Genomic DNA, 21,024 nt, shown 5'->3' on the forward strand with positions numbered 1-21,024 from the left:
CCTCCCGACCCCTCACGGCTCGCGCAGGAACACGCGCCGACCGTTGACCCAGGTGGTTTCGACTTGGTGGGCGAAATCCCAGCCCGCAAACGGCGTGTTCTCGCCGGCGCTGGCCATGCCGGTCGAGTCGAGACTCCACATGGCATCCGGATCGATCAGGGTGAGATCGGCGCGCTGACCCACGGCGATCGAGCCGGCATCGGAAAGCCCGAACAGGGCCGCCGGGCGGGTAGCGAGCGAGTCGATCGCGCGATCGAAGTCGATCACCCCTTCCTCGACCAGTTTCATCACCAACGGCAGCAGGGTTTCGAGCCCCGAGACGCCGGGCTCGGTCTCCGGGAAGGGAGCGAGCTTGGCATCCGGTTCGTGCGGCTGATGATCCGAGACGACGGTGTCGATCAGCCCCTCGGCCAGCCCGCGGCGCAGCGCATCGCGGTCGCGAATGGTCCGCAGCGGCGGAATCACATGGCTGTTGGGATCGAGCGCATCCGTATCCATCTCGGTGAGCCAGAGATGGTGGGCGGAGACGCCGGCGGTGATCGGCAGGCCATCGGCCTTGGCCCGCTCGATCAGCTTGAGTGCCGCGGCCGAGGAGAGCTGCGGCACGTGTACCCGCGCGCCGGTCTCGCTGATCATGGCGATCAATTGGGCCAGCGGCGCGGTCTCGGCCGAGACCGGCAGGCCGGGCAAGCCCAACCGGGTCGCCACCGCGCCGTCGTGGGCGCAGCCGCGCGCGGAGAGCGACGGATCCAGCGGCTGGAGCAGCACCTGCAGGTCGAAGGTGGCGGCGTATTCCAGCGCGCGGCGCATCAGGCGCAGATCCTGGAAGGGGTAGTGCGCATTCGAGATCGCGACACAGCCGCCGGCGTCGAGTGCCGCCATCTCGGCAAGCAGCTCGCCATCCAGTTGCTGGGTCATCGCGCCGATGGCCACCACGCGGGCGCGTCCGGCCAACTGGGCGCGACGCTTGATATAGCGCGCGACCGCGACGGTATCGAGTACCGGGATGGTGTCGGGCGGCATGACCACGGTGGTGATCCCGCCGGCAACGGCAGCGGCGCTCTCGGTGGCGATGGTGGCCTTGTGCTCATGGCCCGGCTCGCGCAGGCGCGCCCAGCCGTCGATGACGCCGGGGATCAGCCAGTGGCCCTCCGCGCATACATGCTCGGCGGTATCGGCCGGCCAGTCGCCGGGTGCCTCGCCGATCCCGACGATGCGCCCGCCACCGAGATAGATATCGCTGGTGGTATCGAGCCCATTTGACGGATCACGCAACCGCGCGCCGCGGATGACCCAGCGATCGCAGTCGATGCCCTCGCGACAGCCCTCCGGGTGGCGCACCGGGTCGTAGTCCAAGCCGAGATTTTCCGGTGCGTCCTTCATGTGGTCTCTCCCCGGTTGGCGCTCATGCACAGGCTCATTACCGCCATACGTACGCCGATGCCGTTGGATACCTGCTCGAGAATCACCGACTGCGGCCCGTCGGCGACCGACGATTCGATTTCCACGCCACGGTTGGCGGGGCCCGGATGCATGACCATCGCGTCGGGCTTGGCCCAGGCGAGCTTCTCCTCGGTCAGCCCGTAGAGGCGGTAGAACTCTTCCTCGCTGGGTAGCAGGCCTGCCTCCATGCGTTCGCGCTGCAGGCGCAGCATGATGATCACGTCGACGTCCTTGAGGCCCTCGCGCATGTCGTGAAATACGCGTACGCCGAGTTTCTCGACATCGGTAGGAATCAGGGTGCGCGGGGCGATCACGCGCAGCTCGCCGACGTTGAGCGAGTTGAGCACGTGCATCTGCGAGCGGGCGACGCGCGAATGGCGGATGTCGCCGACGATCGCCACGCGCAGCGGCGTGAAATCGCCCTTGTGCCGGCGGATCGTGAAGGCGTCCAGCAGGGCCTGGGTGGGGTGCGAGTGCCAGCCGTCACCGGCGTTGAGTACCGAGACATGCGGGGCGACATGCCGGGCGATGAAGTGCGCCGCGCCCGACTGCTCGTGGCGAACGACGAACATGTCGGCCTGCATCGCCTCGATATTGCGCAGCGTGTCGAGCAGGCTTTCGCCCTTCTTGGTCGCCGAGGTGGCGAGATTGAGGTTGAGCACGTCGGCCGACAGGCGCTTGGCGGCGAGCTCGAAGGTGGTGCGGGTCCGGGTCGAGGACTCGAAGAACAGGTTGACCACGGTCCGCCCGCGCAAGAGCGGCACCTTCTTGATCTCGCGATCGGTGACCGAGACGAAGCCCTCGGCGGTGTCGAGTATGCGGGTGATCCACTGCGGACCGAGCCCCTCGATGGTGAGCAGGTGGCGCAGGTGGCCCTGTTCGTCGAACTGGATCGCCCATGGATCCGGGGCAAATTTGGGGATCTTGGGGCGGACGAATTTCACGGCCATGGCGCTCAGCTCTCCTTGCTCGACACGAGGCGGGCAGTCATCGGGTCCGGCCCGTCGACGTGAATCTGCTCGTCGGGTCCGAGGTTGAGTTCCTGGCCGGCCCAGTCCGCGCAGATCGGCAGTTCGCGGCCGTCGCGCTGGTAGAGCACCGCCAGGGCGATCCGGCGTGGGCGGCCGTAGTCGAACAGCTCGTTCATCGCCGCCCGCACCGTGCGGCCGGTGAACAACACGTCGTCGACCAGGATGATATCGCGACCGTCGACATCCACCGACAGGTCCGAGGGGCTGACCTGGGGATGCAGGCCGAGTGTATTGAAATCATCACGATAGAAGGTGATGTTCAACCGACCCAACGGTTCGCTACAGCCCAGTGCGCGGTGCAGGGCATCGGCCACCCAGACCCCACCGGTGTGAATGCCGACGATCAACGGATCGACCAGCGCGCCATCCTGCCGATCCGAGCGGATCTGGGCCTCGAGCCGGTCGATGGCCTCGTTCACGGGCAGCAGGCGGTCGGTCTGTGTCATCGCTGGGATCCGGGTGAGATTGGTGTGGTGGCGAATTGTATCAATGCCGCGTCGTGGCGGGAGAGCCGACCAGGTTTTGCGTGACCTCGGCCTTGGTGACGGTCTCGATCGAACGGGGCGCCGATTGGTCGAAGAAGGTGTCGAGGATGACGGCCGCGGCCATGGCGTCGATCTGGCCCTGATCGCGTTCGATGGCACGTCTACCCCGACGGTTGAGCAGACGCTCGGTGGCCTGCTCGGAGCTCAGACGTTCATCGACGACAAACACCGGCAGGCGGTAGCGCTCACGCAGGCGATTGCCGAAGCGGCGGATGGCGGCGGCCTGCGGATAGCAGCGACCGGCATCGTCGATCGGCCAGCCCAGAACCAGCACATCGGGGCGCCATTCCTCGATCAGGGCCTCGATGGCCGCCCAGTCGATCTGGTCGGCGTTGCGATTGTGCAGGGTTGTCAGTGGACGGCCGGTGTCGAGGCGTCGGTCACCGACGGCGATGCCGATACGCCACTCGCCGTAATCGAAACCCAGCGCCAGTGAGCCCGGCACCGGCGAGTCGGGCTGCGTGGCGGTCATCAGGCGTGGCCCGCCTCGCCGGAGAGCAGGTTGATGTCGATGCCGAGCTGGCTTGCTGCGGTCGTCCAGCGTTCCTCGATCGGCTGATCGAACAGGATCTCCTCGGTGGCCTCGACGTTGAGCCAGCTGTTCTCGGCGATCTCGCGATCCATCTGCTCCCGGCTCCAGCCGGAGTAGCCAAGCGCGACAATGGCTTGCTTGGGGCCTGCTCCGTCGGCCAGTGCCTGCAGGATATCCTTAGAGGTGGTCAGGCCGATGCGATCGGTCACCTCGAGGGTCGATTCCCAGCCGCCGTGGGGGGCGTGCAGGACGAAGCCTCGCTCAAGGGCGATCGGGCCCCCCATGTACACCGGCCGGCTGCGGACGTCGGGGTCGGTGCAGGTGATGCTCATGTGGTCGAGGATGTCGCCGAGGTCGAGCTCCAGTGGGCGGTTGATGGTGATGCCCATCACGCCCTCGTCGTTGTCTTCGCAGATGTACGTCACGCTGTGGCTGAAGTTGGGGTCCTCCAGGTTGGGCATGGCGATCAGGAGCTGGTTGGTCAGCGAGCTGTTTTCTTGCATGGTCTCCCCAGTATTGGTGGCGGGCGCGTTGCCTTCAAGTCCGAACGCGGCGAGCGTCGGAGCATGGGCCTTTCGCCTCAGCGGCTCGTTCCGCGCCGGCGATTGGGTGCGCCGCCGCCCTTGCGTCGCGAGGTGGCCGGCTTGATGGTCGTCTCGCGCTTGAGCGAATGGCCGACCGGGCCGGCGCTCTTGCCGCCCCCGCCGCGGCGGGGTTGGGCGCGTTTGTTGTCACGCACCGACTGGCCGGCCTTGAACGGCTTGTGGGCGCGGCGTGCGTCGTGGCGTCCCAGCGTCTTCTGCCGGGTCTCGGCCTTGAGGCCCACCAGTTCGGCCAGCGCACCCTGGACGTCGGGTTCGAGTTCCTGGACCTTGCCGGGCCGCAGACGCGGCGGCAGGGTGACCCCGGCGTAGCTGATGCGGATCAGCCTGGATACCGCACCGTTGACGGCCTCGATCATGCGACGCACCTCGCGGTTGCGCCCCTCGTGCAAGGTGACGTGGTACCAGTGGTTTTGCCCCTGGCCGCCGGCGTCGGCCAGGCGCTTGAAGCTGGCCGGCCCGTCCTCGAGCTGGACCCCTTCGAGCAGTTGTTTCTGCTGTTCGTCACTCAGGCCGCCGAACACGCGGACAGCGTAGGTGCGCTCGATGCCGTAGCTCGGGTGCATCAACCGGTTGGCCAGTTCGCCGTCGTTGGTCACCAGCAGCAGCCCGCTGGTATTGAAGTCCAGCCGACCGACCGTGATCCAGCGGCCCTCACGGATCGGCGGCAGGTTTTCGGCGACCGTGGGCCGACCCTGGGGGTCGTGATTGGCCGTGATCTGTCCTTCGGGCTTGTGGTAGATCAATACCCGGCGGACCGGCCGCACGTCGGGTACCTGCAGGCGTCGGTCACCCATCTCGATGATGTCGCCCGGGCCCGCCTGGTCGCCGAGGGTCGCGGTCTGACCGTTGACGCGGACCGCGCCCTCGGCGATCCAGTTCTCGATCTTGCGACGCGAGCCCAGCCCCATGGCCGCAAGGACCTTCTGCAAGCGCTGTTTTTCCATGGCCATCTCCTCGTGTCGCGGGTATCCGCGTGGGTTGCGTTGGCCCGCGTGGTCAACACGCGCGGCAAACGCCATAAAAAGGCCGGGCATTCTATCAGGTTCGCCTGATCCGACCGACGCAAATGCCTGGTGATGACGTGGATCAGCGAGACCGCACCGGCACGAATAGACGAGCGGGGCGCTTTGCGCCTACGCTTGGGCAGCACGGTTGTCAGCGTTTGCATGGCATGGCTCGTCGGGGTGACGCTACCGGTCGGGGCCAGCGCCGCTGACGCCGTCGATAGTTTTTATCCGATCAATCTGCCGAGACCGCCCGGTTCATGCCCGAAAAAGGATCTTCCGTGAATGCCTCGCCGCGTATCGCCCTCGAGCGGGGCGAAGGAGATGGGTGGTGCCTGCAGTTGGCCGGTGAATGGACCCTGGCGCAATCCGAGGCCCTGTCCACAATCGATCGGTCGCTACCGGCCGGGTTCGGCGACCCGGCCGGGGCCGGCCAGACGATTCAGGTCGCCGGGGAGGTCGAGGCACTCGACAGTGCCGGGGCGCTGAGACTCGCCCGAATTGTCGAGCGGTTGGAGCAGGGCGGCGCGACGGTGGACCTCGCGGCGTTGCCGCAGGGGCAACGCAACGTGATCGTGTTGCTCAAGGGCCGTCTGCCGCCACCGAACACACCCCGGCCGCCCCGCGAGAAGCTGTTGGCGAAAATCGGCCGCGCCACCGTCGCCAAGTTCACCGAGGGCAATGCCTTCCTCGCGTTTATCGGCGAACTGGTGGTGCGCGGCGGGAAGTTGATCGCGTTCCCCTGGCGGATCCGTTGGCGCGAGGTGGTAGCCGAGATCGAGGCAGCCGGGTTGCGTGCACTCGGTATTGTCGGCCTGCTCTCGTTCCTGGTCGGGATGGTGATGGCCTACCAGGCCGGCGCGACCCTGGCCGATTTCGGTGCCAACATCCTGATCGTCAACCTGGTCGCCATCATCACCCTGCGCGAGATGGGGCCGCTGTTGACCGCCATCATCGTCGCCGGGCGGACGGGGTCCTCGTATACCGCGCAACTGGGCACGATGCGGATTACCGAGGAGATCGACGCGTTGCGGTCGATCGGCATTTCACCGTTCGACATGCTCATCCTGCCCAAGATCATCGCCTTGATGGTGGTGCTGCCCCTGTTGACGGTGTTCGCCAACCTGCTGGGGTTGCTGGGCGGGGCGGTGGTCGCGGCCTACCGTTTCGAGGTGAGCTTTGCCGTCTATTTCGATCGATTGCCGGAGGTGGTCGATCTGACCACGCTGATGCTCGGGCTGATCAAGACGCCGGTATTCGCCATCGCGATCGCATTGATCGGGTGCATGCAGGGGATGCGAGTGGCGGGAAGTGCGCTGGCGGTCGGGCGGGCGACCACCGTCAGCGTGGTGCAGGCGACCTTCCTGGTGATCGTGCTGGATGCCGGGTTCTCCGTGCTTTTCAACCTGATGGGGTACTGAGCAGCGATGGTATCCGCGGTACACAACTCGGCACAGAACGAATCGGCGGCGCCGGTCGCTCGTCTGAGCGGCATTCGCAATTGTTTTGGCGAGGAATGCGTTCACGATGACCTGAGCCTCGAGCTCCCCCGGGGGCGCATTACCGCGCTGGTCGGTGGGTCGGGAAGCGGCAAGACGGTCCTGCTGCGCACCCTGTCAATGTTGCGCCGCCCGGACGCCGGGCAACTGGAACTGTTCGGCAAGGATGCCCTCGCAGTGGGCGAGCGCGGCCAACGTGATCTGCGGCGGCGGATTGGCCTGCTGTTCCAGGGCGGGGCCCTGTTCACCGCCCTGACGGTGCTGGAAAACGTCATGTTGCCGATGCGCGAACACACATCGGTTCGGGGCCACTGGCTGGAGGAACTGGCGATGAGCAAGGTGTTGCTGGCCGGCCTGCCCGCCGACAGCGCCGGCAAGTACCCGGCCGAACTGTCGGGCGGCATGGTCAAGCGCGCGGCCCTGGCTCGCGCCCTGGCGCTCGATCCGAGCCTGCTGATCCTCGACGAGCCAACCTCGGGGCTCGATCCGATCGCCGCGGCGGGGTTTGATGCCCTTATCCGCGAGCTGACCGATTCACTCGGGCTGACCGTGATCCAGGCCACGCACGATCTCGATTCGATCTGGCGCGGTTCGGATCTAGTGGCCTTTCTGGCTCGAAAGCGCGTGCTGGCCTTCGCCCCGGCGGCCGAACTGGCACAGCGCGAGGAGCAGGAGCTGGTTGCGTATTTTCGCGGCGAGCGGTCGGCAGAGTATGCGAAACTCGAATCAAGTCAGGCGGGAACAAGCCGGGGGAACAGCTAGGGCGCAGTCATGGAGTCAAAGGTCAATTACAGCATCGTGGGGTTGTTCGTTGTGCTGCTGCTCGGCGCGTCGGCGTTGACGGCCTGGTGGCTTTACAACGGCGGCTCCTCGCGTCAGTACAGCCCCTATCTCGTCTACGCCTCCGACAGCGTTTCCGGCCTGAATAGCGACAGCCGGGTCTACTACCACGGGGTGGACGTTGGCTACGTCGATGAAATCCGCATCGATCGCGACAATCCGGACAACATCCGCATCCGCCTGCTGATCGACCAGACCGTTCCCATCCGGGCCGATACCAGCGCCCAGTTGCAACCGCAGGGCGTCACGGGCCTGAGCGTGCTCAACCTCAAGGGCGGTTCGGCCGATGACGACCTGCCGGCCGCCCCGGACGCCTGCTGTCCGGTTATTCCGTACGAGCCGTCGCTGTTTTCCAAGCTCGAAGGCGGACTCAATGACACCATGGTGCGGCTGGTCGCCGTCAGTGAACGCATCGATCGCTTGCTGAGCGAGGAAAACCTGCAGGCGGTCGAGCGCACCGCCACGAATTTGGACCAGCTCACCGGCACGCTCGCCGAGGAGCGCGAGACGCTTCGTTCCCTGTTGAAAAATGCCTCGCGAACCGCGGAGAACACCGCCGAGCTCACCGAGAACGGCGAGCGCCTTCTCGCCCGTGCCGACGGCACCATGGATTCCCTTGACCAGGCGATCGGCAAGTTCTCGGCGACCATGGATACCGTCGACGAAACGGCCGACCGGGTGGCCACGGCGGCCGAGGTGACGGTCGGCTTCAGCCAGGCCGGTGAACGGGCCGCCGATGAGATCTCGCGCCAGACCTTGCCCGACATCAGTCTGCTGATTCGTGATCTGCGGGACTTGTCGCGCCGACTGAGCGACTTTACCTCGACGCTCGATGACGATCCGTCGCGGGCGATCTTCGGTGGTGACCAGCGCGCACCGGGGCCCGGCGAGACGAGCCGCTGAATGCGCCTCTCGACCCGAACCAGGATGACAGGAACATGATTCAACGTGTTGAAACGAAACGGAAGTTGGCGGCACCTCGGTTGCTGGTGACGCTCGCTGTCGCGTTGCTGCTGGGCGGTTGCGCCATCTTGCCGGAACGGGGCGGGGAGCCGCAGCAGTGGCGGCTGGTCGCGCCCGATCCGACGGTGGAGGGCAACGACATCAGGGAGCCGGTGATTGTCCGGTTGATCGAGACACGCGCCGCCAGTGCAATCGACCGACGGGACATGGCCTACAGCCGCGGGCGTCAGTCACTGGCCTACTACCGCGACAACCGCTGGGCCAGCCCACCCGGCGTGATGCTCAACGAAATCATCGATGAAACCCTTTCCACTCGGTCCTGGGTGCGGACCGTCATTCGCGGCAGTGCGCGTGTGCCGGCCGACCTGAGCCTGTATTGCGAGATCCAGCGCCTGGAGCATCAACTCGGGCCGGGTGAGCTAACGCCGCCGGGGCAGGTGCAGATGAAGGTGGCGTGTAGCTGGTACCGCGCGTCCGAACGACAACTGGTCGAGGCGATGGTCTTCGATGAAACCCTCGAGCTTGCGACCAATAACGCCGCGCGCTACGCTGAGGGCGCCCAGGCGCTGGTCGACCGGTTTATGACACGGCTCGTCGCCCAGGGGGCCACGCTCGCCGCCACTACCTCCTCGTTGCCCCCGGAGACGGACTGACGGCCGTTATCGAGTTTGTTGGGCCTCCTGATACCAGGCATCGGGAATCGGCAGATGACCGGTCTTGACCCAGATGGTGCAGCCGGTTTCGGAGTAGGGCTGGTGCAGGCTCCAGTGGGGATTGCGTAACCAGGTCCCGGCGGGGTAGCGGCCGTGCTCGTCGGCGAAGGTCCCTTCCAGCACGTAGATTTCCTCGCCGCCGAAGTGATGGTGCGGCGTGAAATGCGTGCCCGGCGCCCATCGCACCAGGGCGGTGTGCTCGCCCTCGAAGCCGGCCAGGGGCATGACCTCCAGTCCGTCGACCAGGCCCGCCTGCCAGGGCGTGGCCTTGGTATCCACCACGACCTGTTCGTGTTCACGCGGGTCGAGGTGGTGGAGCTTCACCAGGATCACGCAGCCATCCGGCGCGCTCGGGCTGTGCCGCGAGCCGGGTGGGTTGCGCACGTAGTGACCGGCGGGGAAGCAGCCGCTCTCGTCGCAGAACGCTCCTTCCAGTACCAGGAACTCTTCGCCGCCGTGGTGCACGTGCTCCGGAAACGACGCGCCCGCGGCGAATCGCACCAGGCTGGTGGCCCGGGTGCCGTCGCCGCCCTCGCGCTCGATCAGCTTGCGCTCTACGGTCGGCTCCGGGGATTGCACCCAGGGCAGGGTGTTGGTGTCCACGCGGGCGCGCTCGAACAGGTCGGCGTGCAGGGGAGTCAGCGGGTGTTCGGCCATCGGTCCGGTAGTCCTGAGGTGTTCACGGGAGCCCAAGCGTAGACAAAAAAAACCGCGACCGGTCGGATTGGCGGGTCGCGGTTTTTGTCTTTCGGCAGCAGACGGCTGCGTCAGATTGCTCGTGTCAGACGGCCTGCGCCTTTTTCTTCTCCGCCTTGATCTGCTGATCCAGCTGCCAGAAGTAGTACATGATCGGGATCACCAGCAGGGTCAGCATGGTCGAGGCGAAGGTGCCGAAGATCAGCGAGACGGCGAGTCCGCCGAAGACCGGGTCGGTGATCATGATCGCCGAGCCGAACATGATCGCCAGCGCGGTGAGCAGAATCGGGCGGAAACGCACCGCGCCGGCCTCGAGCACCGATTCCTTCAGCCCGTAACCCTGGGCGCGGTAGTCGAGGATGAAGTCGATCAGCAGCAGCGAGTTGCGCACCACGATCCCCGCCAGGGCAATGAAGCCGATCATCGAGGTGGCATTGAACGGCATGTCGAACAGCCAGTGGCCCGGGAAGATGCCCACCAAGGTGAGCGGAATCGCACCCATCACGATCACCGGCAGCATGAACGACTGGTAGTAGGCGACCAGCAGCAGGTAGATGAACACCAGCGCGACGATGAAGGCCGCACCCAGGTCGCGGAAGACGTCGAGCGTCAGGCGCATGTCGCCGCCCCAGAGCACCTGGTAGCCCTCCAGATCGTCCGGCTGGCCGTCGACGAAGCCCAGGTTGCCCGTGCTGATCTCGACGTTGTCGTTGAGCTCCATCTCGTTGAGCCACTTGTTCAGTGTCAGGGTGGCGTAGACGGGGCTCGAGCCCAGCAGATCGCCCTGGACGAAGACCACCGGATGCTGGTCGCGATCCATGATCGGCTTGGTGACCGTGCCCTCACGGATGTCGACCAGGTTGCCGATCTTCACCGCCTTGCCCTCGGGATTGGTCACGGTCAGGTCACGGATCTGGCGGATCCAGGCGCGATTGGCCTGATCGAGTCGCAACACGATGTTGACCGGCTCGGAGGTATCGGTGTCGTGCACCGTGCCGAGTGTCTGACCGTTGACATACTCGTGTACCACCTTGGCGATCTGTGCCGGGGCGATGCCCGACTGCAGTGCCTTGGTCTGGTTGACCTCGATGCGGTATTCCGGCGCATCAGCGGTGATCGAGTCGTCGACGTTGATCATCCCGTAGACGTCGTCGAAGCGCTCGCGCACCTGGCGGGCGATGTCGCGCAGGGTCTCGTAGTCCGGCCCGTGGATGCGGGCGAGCACTTGGGCGCGGACCGGCGGACCGGGCGGGGTCAGGAACAGCTTGATGCCCGAGTCGGTGAATTGCTGGCGCACCGGTTCGAGCTGTTCCCACATCGCCATGGCGACTTCGCTGGTCACGGGCCGATGGTGTCGATCGACCAGGTTGACGCGGATCTGCGCCAGGTTGGGCGCCTGGCGCATCATGTCGCCCCGGACCATGCCGGCGAAGGTCAACGGACCCGTGCGGCCGACGTAGGTCTGATAGTCGGTTACGTACTGGTTCTTCGATACAACGTTGCCCACCGCGTCGGCGACCAGCGACGTGCGTTCGGCGGCCGTGCCTTCGGGCGTGTTGACCTCGAGCAGGAAGGTGTCGACGTTGCCCTCGGGCAGCATCTTGAGGCTCACGCCGGCCGGCGAGAGCGGGCCGTTCATGCCCGAGTCGCGCACGAACTGCCAGGCCGGCATCAGCATCGAGGCGATCATCAGGCCGAGCACGAACAGCAGGAAGGCGAGCGAGAAGCCGCGCGAGCCGAGCAAGGGCTTGGCGATACGCTTGTAGTTGCGCATCAGCCAGTCCTCGTGGTGCGGATCGCCCTCGAGCGTGTCGCGTTTGGCGAGCGCCTTGCGGGCCTTCGATCCGAGCCAGCGATATGCGGTCCACGGGACGATGATGTAGGCCAGGATCAGCGAGGCGATCATCGCCACCGAGACGTTGATCGGGATCGGTAGCATGAACGGTCCCATCATCCCCGACACGAACGCCATCGGCACGAAGGCCAGGATGACGGCCAGGGTCGCGATGTTGGTCGGGTTGCCGATCTCGTTGGTCGCCCGCACCAGCAGGTCCGCGAATGACGGCTCCTTGCCCTCATGCAGATGGCGATGGATGTTCTCGATCACCACGATCGCGGCATCCACCAGCAGGCCCAGGGAGAGGATCAGGCCGAACAGCGAGATGCGGTTGATGGTCTGGCCGAAGATCCACCCTACGCCCAGGACCACGAACAGGGTCAGCGGCACGGTCAGGGTGACGATCAGTGCCTCGCGCCAGCCGAGGAAGAAGAACAGGATGATCAGGACCACCAGCACGGCCACACCGAGGTGTTCGATCAGGGTGTTGACCGCGTCGTCCGCCCGGTCACCGTAGTCGCGCGTGATGGTCAGATCCACCTGCTCGGGCAGCAACTCACGCTCGATGATCGCCAGCTTTTCCTTGACCGCGGCGGCCACCGTGACGGCGTTGGCCCCGGCGCGCTTGCCCACCGTGACGGTCACCGCCGCCGTGGGGTCCCCGGCGCGCTTGCCCATGTCGTTGGCCGGACCGAAGGCGTGGGTGGTGTACTGGTCGTTTTCCTCCGGCGTGTAGGAGATGGTGGCGACCTGGGCGAGATAGATCGGTCGCTGCTCGTGCTGACCGATGACGAGGTTTTCCAGGTCCTCCGGGCCGGTAAAGGCGGCGTCCGTGCGCAGGCGAATTTCCTGGTTGTCGTTGGTCAGGGCGCCGCCCGGCAGGACGACGTTCGCGCCCTTGAGCATCTCGCTCAAGCGGCTCATCGGCACGCCGGTGGCCGCCAGGCGTTGCGGGTCGATGTCGATCGCCAGCACGCGGCGGTGACCGCCGATCACATCGCTGGCACCCACCTCGGGCACGTTCTGGACCTGTTCGAGCACCCGCTGGCCGACCTCGCGCAGCTGGGTGCTGTCCAGCTCCTCCGAACTCAAGGTCAGGCTCATGATCGGCACGTCGGTGATGCCGATGCTCTTGACCAGCGGCATGCTGGTATTGGGTGGCAGGCGGTCGAGATTGCGCGAGATCTCGTTGTACAGCCGCAGCAGGCTGGCCTCCTCGTCGCTGCCCACCTCGAACTGCACGGTGACCATCCCCAGATCGTCCATCGCCATGCCGTAGGTGTGCTCGACACCCTTGAGGCGCGCCATCAGGGCCTCGAGTGGCTTGACCACCTGGTCCTCGATCTGGGCGGCGTCGTTGCCGGGCCGTTGCACGAAGATCTGCGCGCCCGGGACCACGATCTCCGGGTTGTACAGGCGCGGGGTGATCAGGACCGCCATCAGGCCGAACAGCGTGATGGCGATCATGATCAGGGCGGTGATCTTCGAATAGAGAAAGCTGTTGGCAAGCCGGCCGGCGAGATTCAGCTTGGGCTTGTTGGCGTTGGTCGTCTGGTTCATGACGATGCATCACCCTCGCTTGCATTGCTCGATACGACCTTGGCCCCGTTGGCCAGTCGACCCTGGGCCGTGGTGATCACGCGGTCGCCGTCGCTCAGCCCGGCCAGTACGACCACCTCGCCGCCACGCTCCTGGCCGACGCGGACCAGGCGGAACCGGGCCCGGTCCTCGTCGTCGAGCACGAACACGCCCTGCATGCCGCCGCGATCGTGAATGGCCCCCTTCGGTACCAGGATCGCTGCCTTCTGGTCGAGTACCACACTGACGGTGACGAAGTTGCCCGGCGTCAGGGACAGGTCGGACGGCACGCTCAGCTTGACCGTGTGGGTGCGGGTGATCGGGTCGGCGGCCGACACCAGCCGCAGTACCTCGGCGGAGAACGTCGCCGGGTTGCCGTTGCTGTCGCGGTAACCCACGTCGAGCGTGTCGCCTTCGGAAAGCCGCGCATAGGCCTGGTCATCCACCTCGACCTGCACCTCGCGGTCGCCGCCGCCCATCAGCATCAGCAATGGCTGGCCGGGGGTGGCCAACTGGCCGGGATCGACCATCCGCTGGACGATAATCCCGGCGAACGGGGCACGGATCTGGGCGTAATTGACCTGCGATTGCGCCTGCTCGACTGCGGCCTGCGCAGCCTGGAAATCCCCCTGAGCCACTTCGTAGGCCGTGCGCATCTGCTCGAACTGTTGCTTCGGCACGGCGTTCTGCTCGTAAAGCCGCTGGAATCGTTCGTAGTTGCTGCGTGCGTTTGCCAGCCCGGAGCGGGCCTTGGCCAGCGCCGCTTCGGCCTGACGGATCTGTGTATCGACGTCGCTCTGGTCAATGGTGAGCAGCGGCTGGTCCTTCTCGACGGTCTCGCCCTCGCGGACGTTGATCTCGCGCACGTAGCCCATCATTCGTGAGGCGATGGGCGACTGGTCGCTGGCGATGACGGTGCCAGGGAAGAGTGCCGTGTCGTCGACCTGCCCGGCATCCACGGTGATCCAGTCGGCCTGGATCGTGTTCTCGGCCCCAGCCTGCGGTTGCTCGGTGGGTTCACCGCCACAACCAGCCAGCAAAAGGCCGGCGAGGAGGGGGGCGACCAGCCGGCGGGCAAGTCGGTGGTCCGTGACCGGAGAGACGGGGTGTGTCGCTTGCTGCATCATCGATGGATCTCGTTCGTTGGATCGCAATGGGAACCGTGGCCGGGGTTGCCGGCCGATCAGGATTCGGAGGTGTCCAGTGCCGTCCGCGCGCCGTCGGCGCGCACGGATTCGACCCGCTCGGGGCCGAGTTCGCCCAGCGCCAGCCACAGGGCGGCACGCTGCATGGTGCGTTGGAAACGGGCGCGGATCAGCTCGGCCCGCGCGTTGTCCAACTCGGTCTGTGCGGCCAGCAATTCGGTCATGGTCGCCAGGCCCTGCTGGTAACGCAGTTTCTCCAGGCGTACGGCCTCTTCGCTCTGGTTGATGGCCAGGCGCCGCACCTCGACGCGCTTTTCGGCCATGTTGGCTTCGCGCCAGACCTTGCCGACCTGGCCGACGAGCTTGTCGAGGGCCTGTTGGCGCTCGGCGAGGCTGGCGTCGACCTTTGCCTGGGCCCGATCGACTTTGCCCGAGCGGGCGCCGAAGTCGAACACCCGCCAGGTGAGCACGCCCCCGACGGTGTAGCTGTCGTTGCGCAGGCCGAGCGTGTCGTCGTTGAAGTCCTGCTGCGCCATCAGGTTGAACTGTGGCTTGTAGTCCGCCCGTGCCACGTCGACCTCGGCACGAGCCGCGGCGATCCGGCCTCGCAGCGCCTGGATGCGCGGGTTGTTGGACAGTGCCAGTTGGCGCGCCTCGTCCAGCGTGGTCTCGGGCAGGGACACGTCGATCGCCTCGTTGAGATCGATTTCCTGTCGGGTGTCGATGCCGGTCAGGACCTTGAGGCCATCGGCGGCGTTGGCGGCCTGGTTGCGCGCGTTCTCGACATCGAGCTCGCGTTCGCCGAGATTGACCTTAGCCTTGAGCAGGTCGGCCTTGGTGACCACGCCCTCGTCGTAGAGCTTCTGGGAGAGATCGCGGAAGGAAGTGGCCGCCTCGCGGGCCTGGCTGGCGACCTCGACGAAGGCCTCGGCGGTGTTGATGCCGGCGTAGGCCTCGACGGTATGCAGGACCAGCTGCTGGCGCGCGGCCTCGTCCCCGGATTGCGCCGCCTGCAGCAGCGCCTGGGCCTGGGTGCGCATCTCGCGGATCTTGCCGCCGTTGTAGATCGGGATGGACAGCTTCAGCGAGGTCTGGAAATTGTGGTGCCAGCCCGGGTCGTTGAGGTTGTCCGGCTCGGTTTCCAGTGCGGCGGGTAGATTGGCCGGATCGTTCCCATAAGTCTGGAAGAACTCCCCGGCGCCAAAGTCGTTGAAGTTCGCCTGCTCCTGCTGCAGCTTCATCCCGAAGACGTTCAGCGGGTTGTTCGACCCCATCACGCCGAACGACAGGTCGAGCGTGGGCAGGAGGTTGCCGTTGGCCTGTTCGATGGCCGCACGGGCCTCGGCGATGCGCGCCTGGGAAAGATCCACGGCGGCGTTCTGGCTGAGCGTGCGTTCAACGGCCGCGTCAAAGGGCAGCGTCAGTGCGCGCTGGCTGTCGGTCGCCGGGGTGTCGGCGGTGAAGGTAATCGAGTCGCTTTCACTAGCCATCGCGTGGCCGCTGACAGACAGGGCCAGGATGATGGCGGCCGAGAGCAATCGCTGCGGCCGGGCCGGGGTGGTCAGGCGAGCCGGTGAAAGGCCGTACTCGCTGGTTGTACCCGTGGAGTGGTTGCTGCGCGCCATGCTGCGTGTCCTTGAATGCGGTTGCGGAGAGTCCGGAGACATCGTTCGCGTTCCCGTTTGGGTCGTTGACATGAGCCGCCGGGCGGCCCGGTTGCGGCCGATCCCTCACGGGCAGCGCGGACTATATCAGTGGCTGCTAATATATGAAACCCGCGTGGTAGTCCGTATCGGTTGGATGCTAGCACGCGGATTCGGACCTGCCTTGTGTATCAGTACCTTGCGAGATACTTATAGACAGGGCGTCAACGCCTGCGTGGCGGCCGAGGACGTAATCGGTATCATCGCGCTTCCCGTCCCGACGGTCGGGTTTGACGAAGAGCAATTTGAGGGAATGCGGCATGCGGTTGGCCATGGGGGTCGAATACGACGGCGGGCGCTATCACGGCTGGCAACGCCAGTCGCACAGCGATTCCGTTCAGGAGCGCGTCGAGCGGGCGATCAGCCGCGTGGCCGATGGGCCAGTCGAGGTGGTCTGCGCCGGACGCACCGATCGGGGTGTGCATGCCACCGGTCAGGTGATCCATTTCGACGTGCAAGTCGAACGACCCGTCTACGGCTGGCAGATGGGCACCATGCAGCATCTGCCGCGCGACATCACCGCCTTGTGGGTGCAGGAGGTCGACGAGACCTTTCATGCCCGCTTCTCCGCGACGGCGCGCGAGTACCGCTACTGCCTGATCAACCGGTCCACCCGGCCGGCGATTTCCGCCGGAAGATTGAGCTGGTGGTATCGCCCGCTGGACGAGTCGCGCATGCAGGCGGCCGCCAACCGCCTGTTGGGCGAGCACGACTTCTCCAGTTTCCGTGGCAAGGACTGCCAGGCGCGTTCCCCGGTGCGCAACGTCGAACGCATCGACGTCAACCGTCAGGGGGAATACCTGTTTATCGACGTGCGCGCGAACGCGTTCCTGCACCACATGGTCAGGAACATCGTCGGCAGCCTGTTTGCCGTCGGGACGGGCGAGCGTTCGGTCGAGTGGATCAGTGAAGCCTTGGCCGCCTGCGATCGCGAGGCCGCTGGCATCACCGCTCCGGCCGATGGCTTGTATCTGACCGGGGTCGAGTATCCAACCGCATTCGGTCTCCCGACACGGCCGCGCCGTCCGCTGTTCGAGCAGGTGGGCTGACGCCAGACGGATTCGTTTGCCGATAGGATGGGTTGGTGTGTCCCGACGAGGAGTCGAGAGCCCTCGAGAGCCCCGGGGAATCCTGCTAGAATCCGCGGCCCCATTTATCATTCTTAAGTCATCTTTCTCACGAGGGCCTGGAAACCGGTGGACAGCAGCCGAACACGGGTGAAGATCTGCGGAATCACGCGTCTGGCCGATGTCGAGGCGGCCGTTGCGGCCGGGGCCGATGCACTGGGCTTCGTGTTCGTGCCGGCCAGCCGGCGGTCGATTCGAGTGGAGACGGCGCGTGATCTGGTCGCCCGTGTGCCGGCCTTCGTACAGGCAGTGGCCCTGTTCGCCGACCCGAGCGTGGACTGGGTCGAGACGGTCATCGACCAGGTCGGTCCGGATCTGCTCCAGTTTCATGGCAGCGAGACGGGCCGTTTCTGCCGGCAATTCGGTCGCCCCTATATCAAGGCGGTAAGTGCCGATCTGGACGACGAGGCGCGTCGACGGATCATGCAGGAGCATCACACGGCGCGCGGCTTTCTGATCGACAGTCATGCCGTCAGCGGCCTGGGCGGCACGGGGCATACCTTCGACTGGAGCCGCTGGCCGCGGGACAACGGGCGGGACCGTCGACCCTGGATACTGGCCGGCGGCCTGTCCCCCGAGAACGTGACCGAGGCAGTTGCCACACTGTCGCCTTACGCCGTGGACGTCTCCAGTGGGGTCGAAGAGGCGCCGGGCATCAAGTCGGCCGATAAAATTCATGCATTCATGCGAGGGGTAGGGCATGCCCGAGACCAACACTAAGGCGACCGTCGGGGCGACTGGCGCGCCGGTCGATTACGCGAGCTTCCCGGATCAGCGTGGGCGCTTCGGCGAGTACGGTGGCCGCTACGTCGCCGAGACCCTGATGGAACCGATCGAGGAGCTGACCGCCGCCTACGAGAAATACCGCAATGACCCGGGGTTCATCGAGGAGTTCGAGTCGGACCTGCGCGACTACGTCGGCCGGCCCACCGCGCTCTATCACGCCAAGCGCCTGTCCCAACTCTACGGTGCCGAGATCTGGCTCAAGCGCGAGGACCTGAACCACACCGGCGCGCACAAGATCAACAACGCGCTCGGCCAGGCCCTGCTGGCCAAGCGCATGGGCAAGACCCGCATCATCGCCGAGACCGGTGCCGGTCAGCACGGCGTCGCCACGGCGACCGTCGCCGCGCGCCTCGGTATCGAGTGCGTGGTCTACATGGGCGCCGACGATATCCAGCGCCAGGCCCCGAACGTGTTTCGCATGCGCCTGCTGGGCGCGAAGGTGGTGCCGGTCGATTCCGGTACCCGCACGCTCAAGGACGCGCTCAACGAGGCGATGCGCGACTGGGTCACCAACGTCGACGACACCTTCTACATCATCGGCACCGTTGCCGGTCCGCACCCGTACCCGCAGATGGTGCGCGACTTCCAGTCCGTGATCGGTCGCGAGGCCCGCGCGCAGATGCTGGACAAGACCGGCGAGCTGCCCGACCAGGTGGTCGCCTGCGTGGGCGGTGGCTCGAACGCGATCGGTATCTTCCATGCGTTCCTGGCCGACGATTCCGTCGAGTTGCACGGCTCGGAAGCCGGTGGCGAGGGTGTCGAGACCGGTCGCCACGCCGCGCCGTTGACGGCCGGACGCCCGGGCGTGCTGCACGGCAATCGCACCTACCTGATGGAAGACGAGAACGGCCAGATCATCGGCACGCACTCGATCTCGGCGGGCCTCGACTACCCGGGCGTGGGGCCGGAGCACTCCTGGCTCAAGGACATCGGTCGGGTGCAGTACGCGGCGATCACGGACGACGAGGCCATGGCGGCCTTTCACGACATGATGCGTTGCGAGGGGATCATCCCGGCGATCGAATCGGCGCACGCCGTTGCCCATGCCCGCATTCTCGCCGAGGCCAGGGGAGGTCAGCGTATCCTGGTCAACCTGTCCGGGCGCGGTGACAAGGACATCAACACGGTAGCCAAGCTCGAGGGGATCGAACTGTGAGCGAAACGACCCAGCAACCGACGACCCGCCTGGGCTCCCTGTTCGAGCGCCTCAAGGGCGAAAACCGCGCGGCACTGATCCCCTACATCACCGCCGGCGACCCGGACGCGCAGGCGACCGTCGAGCTGATGCACGCGATGGTCGAGGGCGGGGCGGATGCCATCGAGGTCGGCGTGCCGTTCTCCGATCCCATGGCCGACGGCCCGGTCATCCAGGCGGCCCACGAACGGGCCCTGAAGTCCGGCCTGGGCCTGCGTGGCGTGATCGACCTGGTAGCCGAGTTCCGCAAACGTGATACCGACACGCCCGTGGTGTTGATGGGCTACCAGAACCCGATCGAGGCGCTCGGCGTGACCGCCTTCGTTGACAAGGCGGCGGGCGCGGGCGTTGACGGCGTGCTCACGGTCGACCTGCCGCCGGAGGAGGCCGACGAGCTCTCCGTGGCGCTGGGCGAGCGGGGCATGTCACCGATCTTCCTGCTCGCGCCGACCACCAGCGCGGCGCGTACCCGCGAGGTGGCCAGCAAGGGCTCGGGCTTCGTCTACTACGTTTCGCTCAAGGGCGTGACCGGGGCGGCCAACCTCGATACCGAGGCGCTGGCGACACAGGTCGAGGGCGTGCGCGAGGCCTGCGCGCTGCCGGTGGGCGTGGGCTTCGGGATCCGGGATGCCGAGACCGCCGGCCAGGTGGGGCGCGTGGCGGATGCCGTGATCGTCGGCAGCGCCATCGTCCGGCTGATCCACGAGCAGGCCTCGGCGGCCGGCGGCATGAACGCCCAGGGGCTGGAGACCGTACGCGGCTTTCTCGCCGAGTTGCGCTCGGCCGTGGAAACCGCCCGCCAGTAACGACATATACCTAAGGCCGCCCCCCGCGAGGATCGCGCGGGGCGGCCCGAGATCGACATCATCCTGGGAGAGTTCGAGCATGAGCTGGCTGGACAAACTGATTCCATCACGCATCCGAACCGAGAGCACCGGCAAGCGCGGCGTGCCGGAAGGCCTGTGGGTCAAGTGCGACGGCTGTGATGCCGTGCTCTACCGCGAAGAGCTGCGGCGCAATCTCGAGGTCTGCCCCAAGTGCGGCCATCACATGCGCATTGCCGTGCGTGCCCGGCTGGATGCCTTTCTGGACGCCACTGGACGCGAGGAATTGTTCACCGATATCTCGCCGGTGGACATGCTGAAATTCCGGGACCAGAAGAAGTACCGCGATCGCATCAGCGCCAGTCAGAAGAAGACCGGCGAGCGCGACGCACTGGTGGTCATGCGGGGCAGCACCGATGGCGTGCCGGTGATTGCCGCAGGCTTCAACTTTGCGTTCATGGGCGGATCGATGGGCTCGGTGGTGGGCGAGAAATTCGTCCGGGCCGTCGAGGCGGCCATCCAGAACCGCTGCGCCCTGGTGGTATTCACCGCCTCGGGCGGTGCGCGCATGCAGGAGGCGCTGTTCTCGCTGATGCAGATGGCCAAGACCTCGGCGGCGCTGACCCGCCTGTCGAAAAAGCAGTTGCCGTTCATCGTGGTGCTGACCGACCCGACCATGGGCGGCGTCTCGGCCTCGCTGGCGATGCTGGGCGACGTTCAGCTCGCCGAACCGAATGCCCTGATCGGCTTTGCCGGCCCGCGCGTGATCGAGCAGACCGTGCGCGAAACGCTGCCCGAGGGCTTCCAGCGCAGTGAATTCCTGCTCGAGCACGGCGCGATCGACATGATCGTGCCCCGCGACGAACTGCCGCAGACGGTGGCCTTGCTGGTTGCCAACCTGCAGAAGAAGGATCTGCCCCGCGAGACGACCCGCGCGGCCTCGTGACGGCGAGTACTG

The 21,024-nt window shown here is 66.1% G+C and carries 19 protein-coding genes; 9 read left to right on the forward strand and 10 right to left on the reverse strand.

Translation table 11 applies throughout. The features are described 5' to 3' along the window. Positions 1-12: 12 nt before the first annotated feature. The 6 genes from SR882_RS05855 to rluB all read right to left on the reverse strand — a co-directional run bounded on the left by SR882_RS05855 (position 13) and on the right by rluB (position 5,100). A complete protein-coding gene (locus SR882_RS05855; RefSeq protein ID WP_322520327.1) occupies positions 13-1,383 on the reverse strand; it encodes a dihydroorotase in 1,371 nt (456 codons plus the stop codon). Further along, the gene (locus tag SR882_RS05860; protein WP_322520328.1) at positions 1,380-2,393 is read right to left on the reverse strand and encodes an aspartate carbamoyltransferase catalytic subunit; all 1,014 of its coding nucleotides are present in this window, start codon (positions 2,391-2,393) and stop codon (positions 1,380-1,382) included. Before SR882_RS05860 ends, SR882_RS05855 begins: the two co-directional genes overlap by 4 nt. A 5-nt stretch (positions 2,394-2,398) precedes the next feature. Further along, positions 2,399-2,920, reverse strand: a complete 522-nt coding sequence (pyrR, locus tag SR882_RS05865; RefSeq protein ID WP_322520329.1) for a bifunctional pyr operon transcriptional regulator/uracil phosphoribosyltransferase PyrR — start codon at positions 2,918-2,920, stop codon at positions 2,399-2,401. A 40-nt stretch (positions 2,921-2,960) separates the two neighbouring features. Further along, a complete protein-coding gene (gene ruvX, locus SR882_RS05870; RefSeq protein ID WP_322520330.1) occupies positions 2,961-3,491 on the reverse strand; it encodes a Holliday junction resolvase RuvX in 531 nt (176 codons plus the stop codon). Next, a complete protein-coding gene (locus SR882_RS05875) occupies positions 3,491-4,054 on the reverse strand; it encodes a YqgE/AlgH family protein (protein WP_322520331.1) in 564 nt (187 codons plus the stop codon). The genes ruvX and SR882_RS05875 overlap by 1 nt, the downstream gene beginning before the upstream one ends. A 77-nt stretch (positions 4,055-4,131) precedes the next feature. After that, complete coding sequence (rluB, locus tag SR882_RS05880) at positions 4,132-5,100, reverse strand: 23S rRNA pseudouridine(2605) synthase RluB (RefSeq protein ID WP_322520332.1); 969 nt, start codon at positions 5,098-5,100, stop codon at positions 4,132-4,134. Positions 5,101-5,441: 341 nt separating this feature from the next. Between rluB and SR882_RS05885 the strand changes: the two genes are divergently transcribed. From SR882_RS05885 to SR882_RS05900, 4 genes are read left to right on the forward strand one after another with little or no spacing between them, the layout of a single operon-like run. Continuing rightward, positions 5,442-6,581 carry an MlaE family ABC transporter permease gene (locus tag SR882_RS05885; RefSeq protein ID WP_322520333.1) on the forward strand — a complete coding sequence of 380 codons (1,140 nt, stop codon included), beginning with the start codon at positions 5,442-5,444 and terminating at the stop codon, positions 6,579-6,581. A gap of 6 nt (positions 6,582-6,587) precedes the next feature. Beyond that, positions 6,588-7,421: an ABC transporter ATP-binding protein gene (locus SR882_RS05890; protein ID WP_322520334.1), complete on the forward strand. Its 834-nt coding sequence runs from the start codon at positions 6,588-6,590 to the stop codon at positions 7,419-7,421. A 9-nt stretch (positions 7,422-7,430) separates the two neighbouring features. After that, the gene (locus tag SR882_RS05895; protein ID WP_322520335.1) at positions 7,431-8,402 is read left to right on the forward strand and encodes an MlaD family protein; all 972 of its coding nucleotides are present in this window, start codon (positions 7,431-7,433) and stop codon (positions 8,400-8,402) included. A gap of 35 nt (positions 8,403-8,437) precedes the next feature. After that, positions 8,438-9,115 (forward strand): ABC-type transport auxiliary lipoprotein family protein, encoded by a 678-nt coding sequence (locus SR882_RS05900; RefSeq protein WP_322520336.1) that lies wholly within the window; start codon positions 8,438-8,440, stop codon positions 9,113-9,115. 6 nt (positions 9,116-9,121) lie between these two features. Here SR882_RS05900 and SR882_RS05905 read toward each other — a convergent pair whose 3' ends face one another. The 4 genes from SR882_RS05905 to SR882_RS05920 form a co-directional block, all read right to left on the reverse strand. Beyond that, entirely contained in the window at positions 9,122-9,832 is a 711-nt protein-coding gene (locus SR882_RS05905) for a cupin domain-containing protein (RefSeq protein WP_322520337.1), read from the reverse strand. A gap of 124 nt (positions 9,833-9,956) precedes the next feature. Next, a complete protein-coding gene (locus SR882_RS05910; RefSeq protein ID WP_322520338.1) occupies positions 9,957-13,268 on the reverse strand; it encodes an efflux RND transporter permease subunit in 3,312 nt (1,103 codons plus the stop codon). Continuing rightward, the gene (locus tag SR882_RS05915) at positions 13,265-14,413 is read right to left on the reverse strand and encodes an efflux RND transporter periplasmic adaptor subunit (protein ID WP_322520339.1); all 1,149 of its coding nucleotides are present in this window, start codon (positions 14,411-14,413) and stop codon (positions 13,265-13,267) included. The genes SR882_RS05910 and SR882_RS05915 overlap by 4 nt, the downstream gene beginning before the upstream one ends. Positions 14,414-14,469: 56 nt before the next feature. Continuing rightward, positions 14,470-16,056, reverse strand: coding sequence for a TolC family protein (locus SR882_RS05920; protein WP_322520340.1), 1,587 nt, complete (start codon positions 16,054-16,056; stop codon positions 14,470-14,472). Between the two features lie 338 nt (positions 16,057-16,394). Between SR882_RS05920 and truA the strand changes: the two genes are divergently transcribed. The 5 genes from truA (at position 16,395) to accD (ending at position 21,012) form a co-directional block, all read left to right on the forward strand. After that, positions 16,395-17,183, forward strand: coding sequence for a tRNA pseudouridine(38-40) synthase TruA (gene truA / locus SR882_RS05925; protein ID WP_322520341.1), 789 nt, complete (start codon positions 16,395-16,397; stop codon positions 17,181-17,183). Positions 17,184-17,351: 168 nt separating this feature from the next. Continuing rightward, on the forward strand, positions 17,352-17,981 hold the full coding sequence (locus SR882_RS05930) for a phosphoribosylanthranilate isomerase (protein ID WP_322520342.1): 630 nt from the start codon (positions 17,352-17,354) through the stop codon (positions 17,979-17,981). Beyond that, positions 17,962-19,203: a tryptophan synthase subunit beta gene (gene trpB, locus SR882_RS05935; protein ID WP_322520343.1), complete on the forward strand. Its 1,242-nt coding sequence runs from the start codon at positions 17,962-17,964 to the stop codon at positions 19,201-19,203. The genes SR882_RS05930 and trpB overlap by 20 nt, the downstream gene beginning before the upstream one ends. Next, positions 19,200-20,048, forward strand: a complete 849-nt coding sequence (gene trpA / locus SR882_RS05940; protein WP_407653296.1) for a tryptophan synthase subunit alpha — start codon at positions 19,200-19,202, stop codon at positions 20,046-20,048. The genes trpB and trpA overlap by 4 nt, the downstream gene beginning before the upstream one ends. Positions 20,049-20,127: 79 nt before the next feature. Further along, positions 20,128-21,012: an acetyl-CoA carboxylase, carboxyltransferase subunit beta gene (accD, locus tag SR882_RS05945; RefSeq protein ID WP_322520344.1), complete on the forward strand. Its 885-nt coding sequence runs from the start codon at positions 20,128-20,130 to the stop codon at positions 21,010-21,012. The last annotated feature ends 12 nt before the right edge of the window (positions 21,013-21,024 follow it).

This window comes from Guyparkeria halophila, assembly GCF_034479635.1.
Taxonomy (GTDB): Bacteria; Pseudomonadota; Gammaproteobacteria; order Halothiobacillales; family Halothiobacillaceae; genus Guyparkeria; species Guyparkeria halophila.

Bases quoted from the DNA above. Each gene is read 5' to 3' on its own strand.
- ruvX (WP_322520330.1), bottom strand. From the start codon at position 3,491: ATGACCGCCACGCAGCCCGACTCGCCGGTGCCGGGCTCACTGGCGCTG.
- pyrR (WP_322520329.1), bottom strand. From the start codon at position 2,920: ATGACACAGACCGACCGCCTGCTGCCCGTGAACGAGGCCATCGACCGG.
- SR882_RS05905 (WP_322520337.1), bottom strand. From the start codon at position 9,832: ATGGCCGAACACCCGCTGACTCCCCTGCACGCCGACCTGTTCGAGCGC.
- SR882_RS05920 (WP_322520340.1), bottom strand. From the start codon at position 16,056: ATGGCGCGCAGCAACCACTCCACGGGTACAACCAGCGAGTACGGCCTT.
- SR882_RS05895 (WP_322520335.1), top strand. From the start codon at position 7,431: ATGGAGTCAAAGGTCAATTACAGCATCGTGGGGTTGTTCGTTGTGCTG.
- SR882_RS05875 (WP_322520331.1), bottom strand. From the start codon at position 4,054: ATGCAAGAAAACAGCTCGCTGACCAACCAGCTCCTGATCGCCATGCCC.
- SR882_RS05855 (WP_322520327.1), bottom strand. From the start codon at position 1,383: ATGAAGGACGCACCGGAAAATCTCGGCTTGGACTACGACCCGGTGCGC.
- SR882_RS05900 (WP_322520336.1), top strand. From the start codon at position 8,438: ATGATTCAACGTGTTGAAACGAAACGGAAGTTGGCGGCACCTCGGTTG.
- accD (WP_322520344.1), top strand. From the start codon at position 20,128: ATGAGCTGGCTGGACAAACTGATTCCATCACGCATCCGAACCGAGAGC.
- trpB (WP_322520343.1), top strand. From the start codon at position 17,962: ATGCCCGAGACCAACACTAAGGCGACCGTCGGGGCGACTGGCGCGCCG.
- rluB (WP_322520332.1), bottom strand. From the start codon at position 5,100: ATGGAAAAACAGCGCTTGCAGAAGGTCCTTGCGGCCATGGGGCTGGGC.
- SR882_RS05915 (WP_322520339.1), bottom strand. From the start codon at position 14,413: ATGATGCAGCAAGCGACACACCCCGTCTCTCCGGTCACGGACCACCGA.
- SR882_RS05890 (WP_322520334.1), top strand. From the start codon at position 6,588: ATGGTATCCGCGGTACACAACTCGGCACAGAACGAATCGGCGGCGCCG.
- SR882_RS05910 (WP_322520338.1), bottom strand. From the start codon at position 13,268: ATGAACCAGACGACCAACGCCAACAAGCCCAAGCTGAATCTCGCCGGC.
- SR882_RS05860 (WP_322520328.1), bottom strand. From the start codon at position 2,393: ATGGCCGTGAAATTCGTCCGCCCCAAGATCCCCAAATTTGCCCCGGAT.
- truA (WP_322520341.1), top strand. From the start codon at position 16,395: ATGCGGTTGGCCATGGGGGTCGAATACGACGGCGGGCGCTATCACGGC.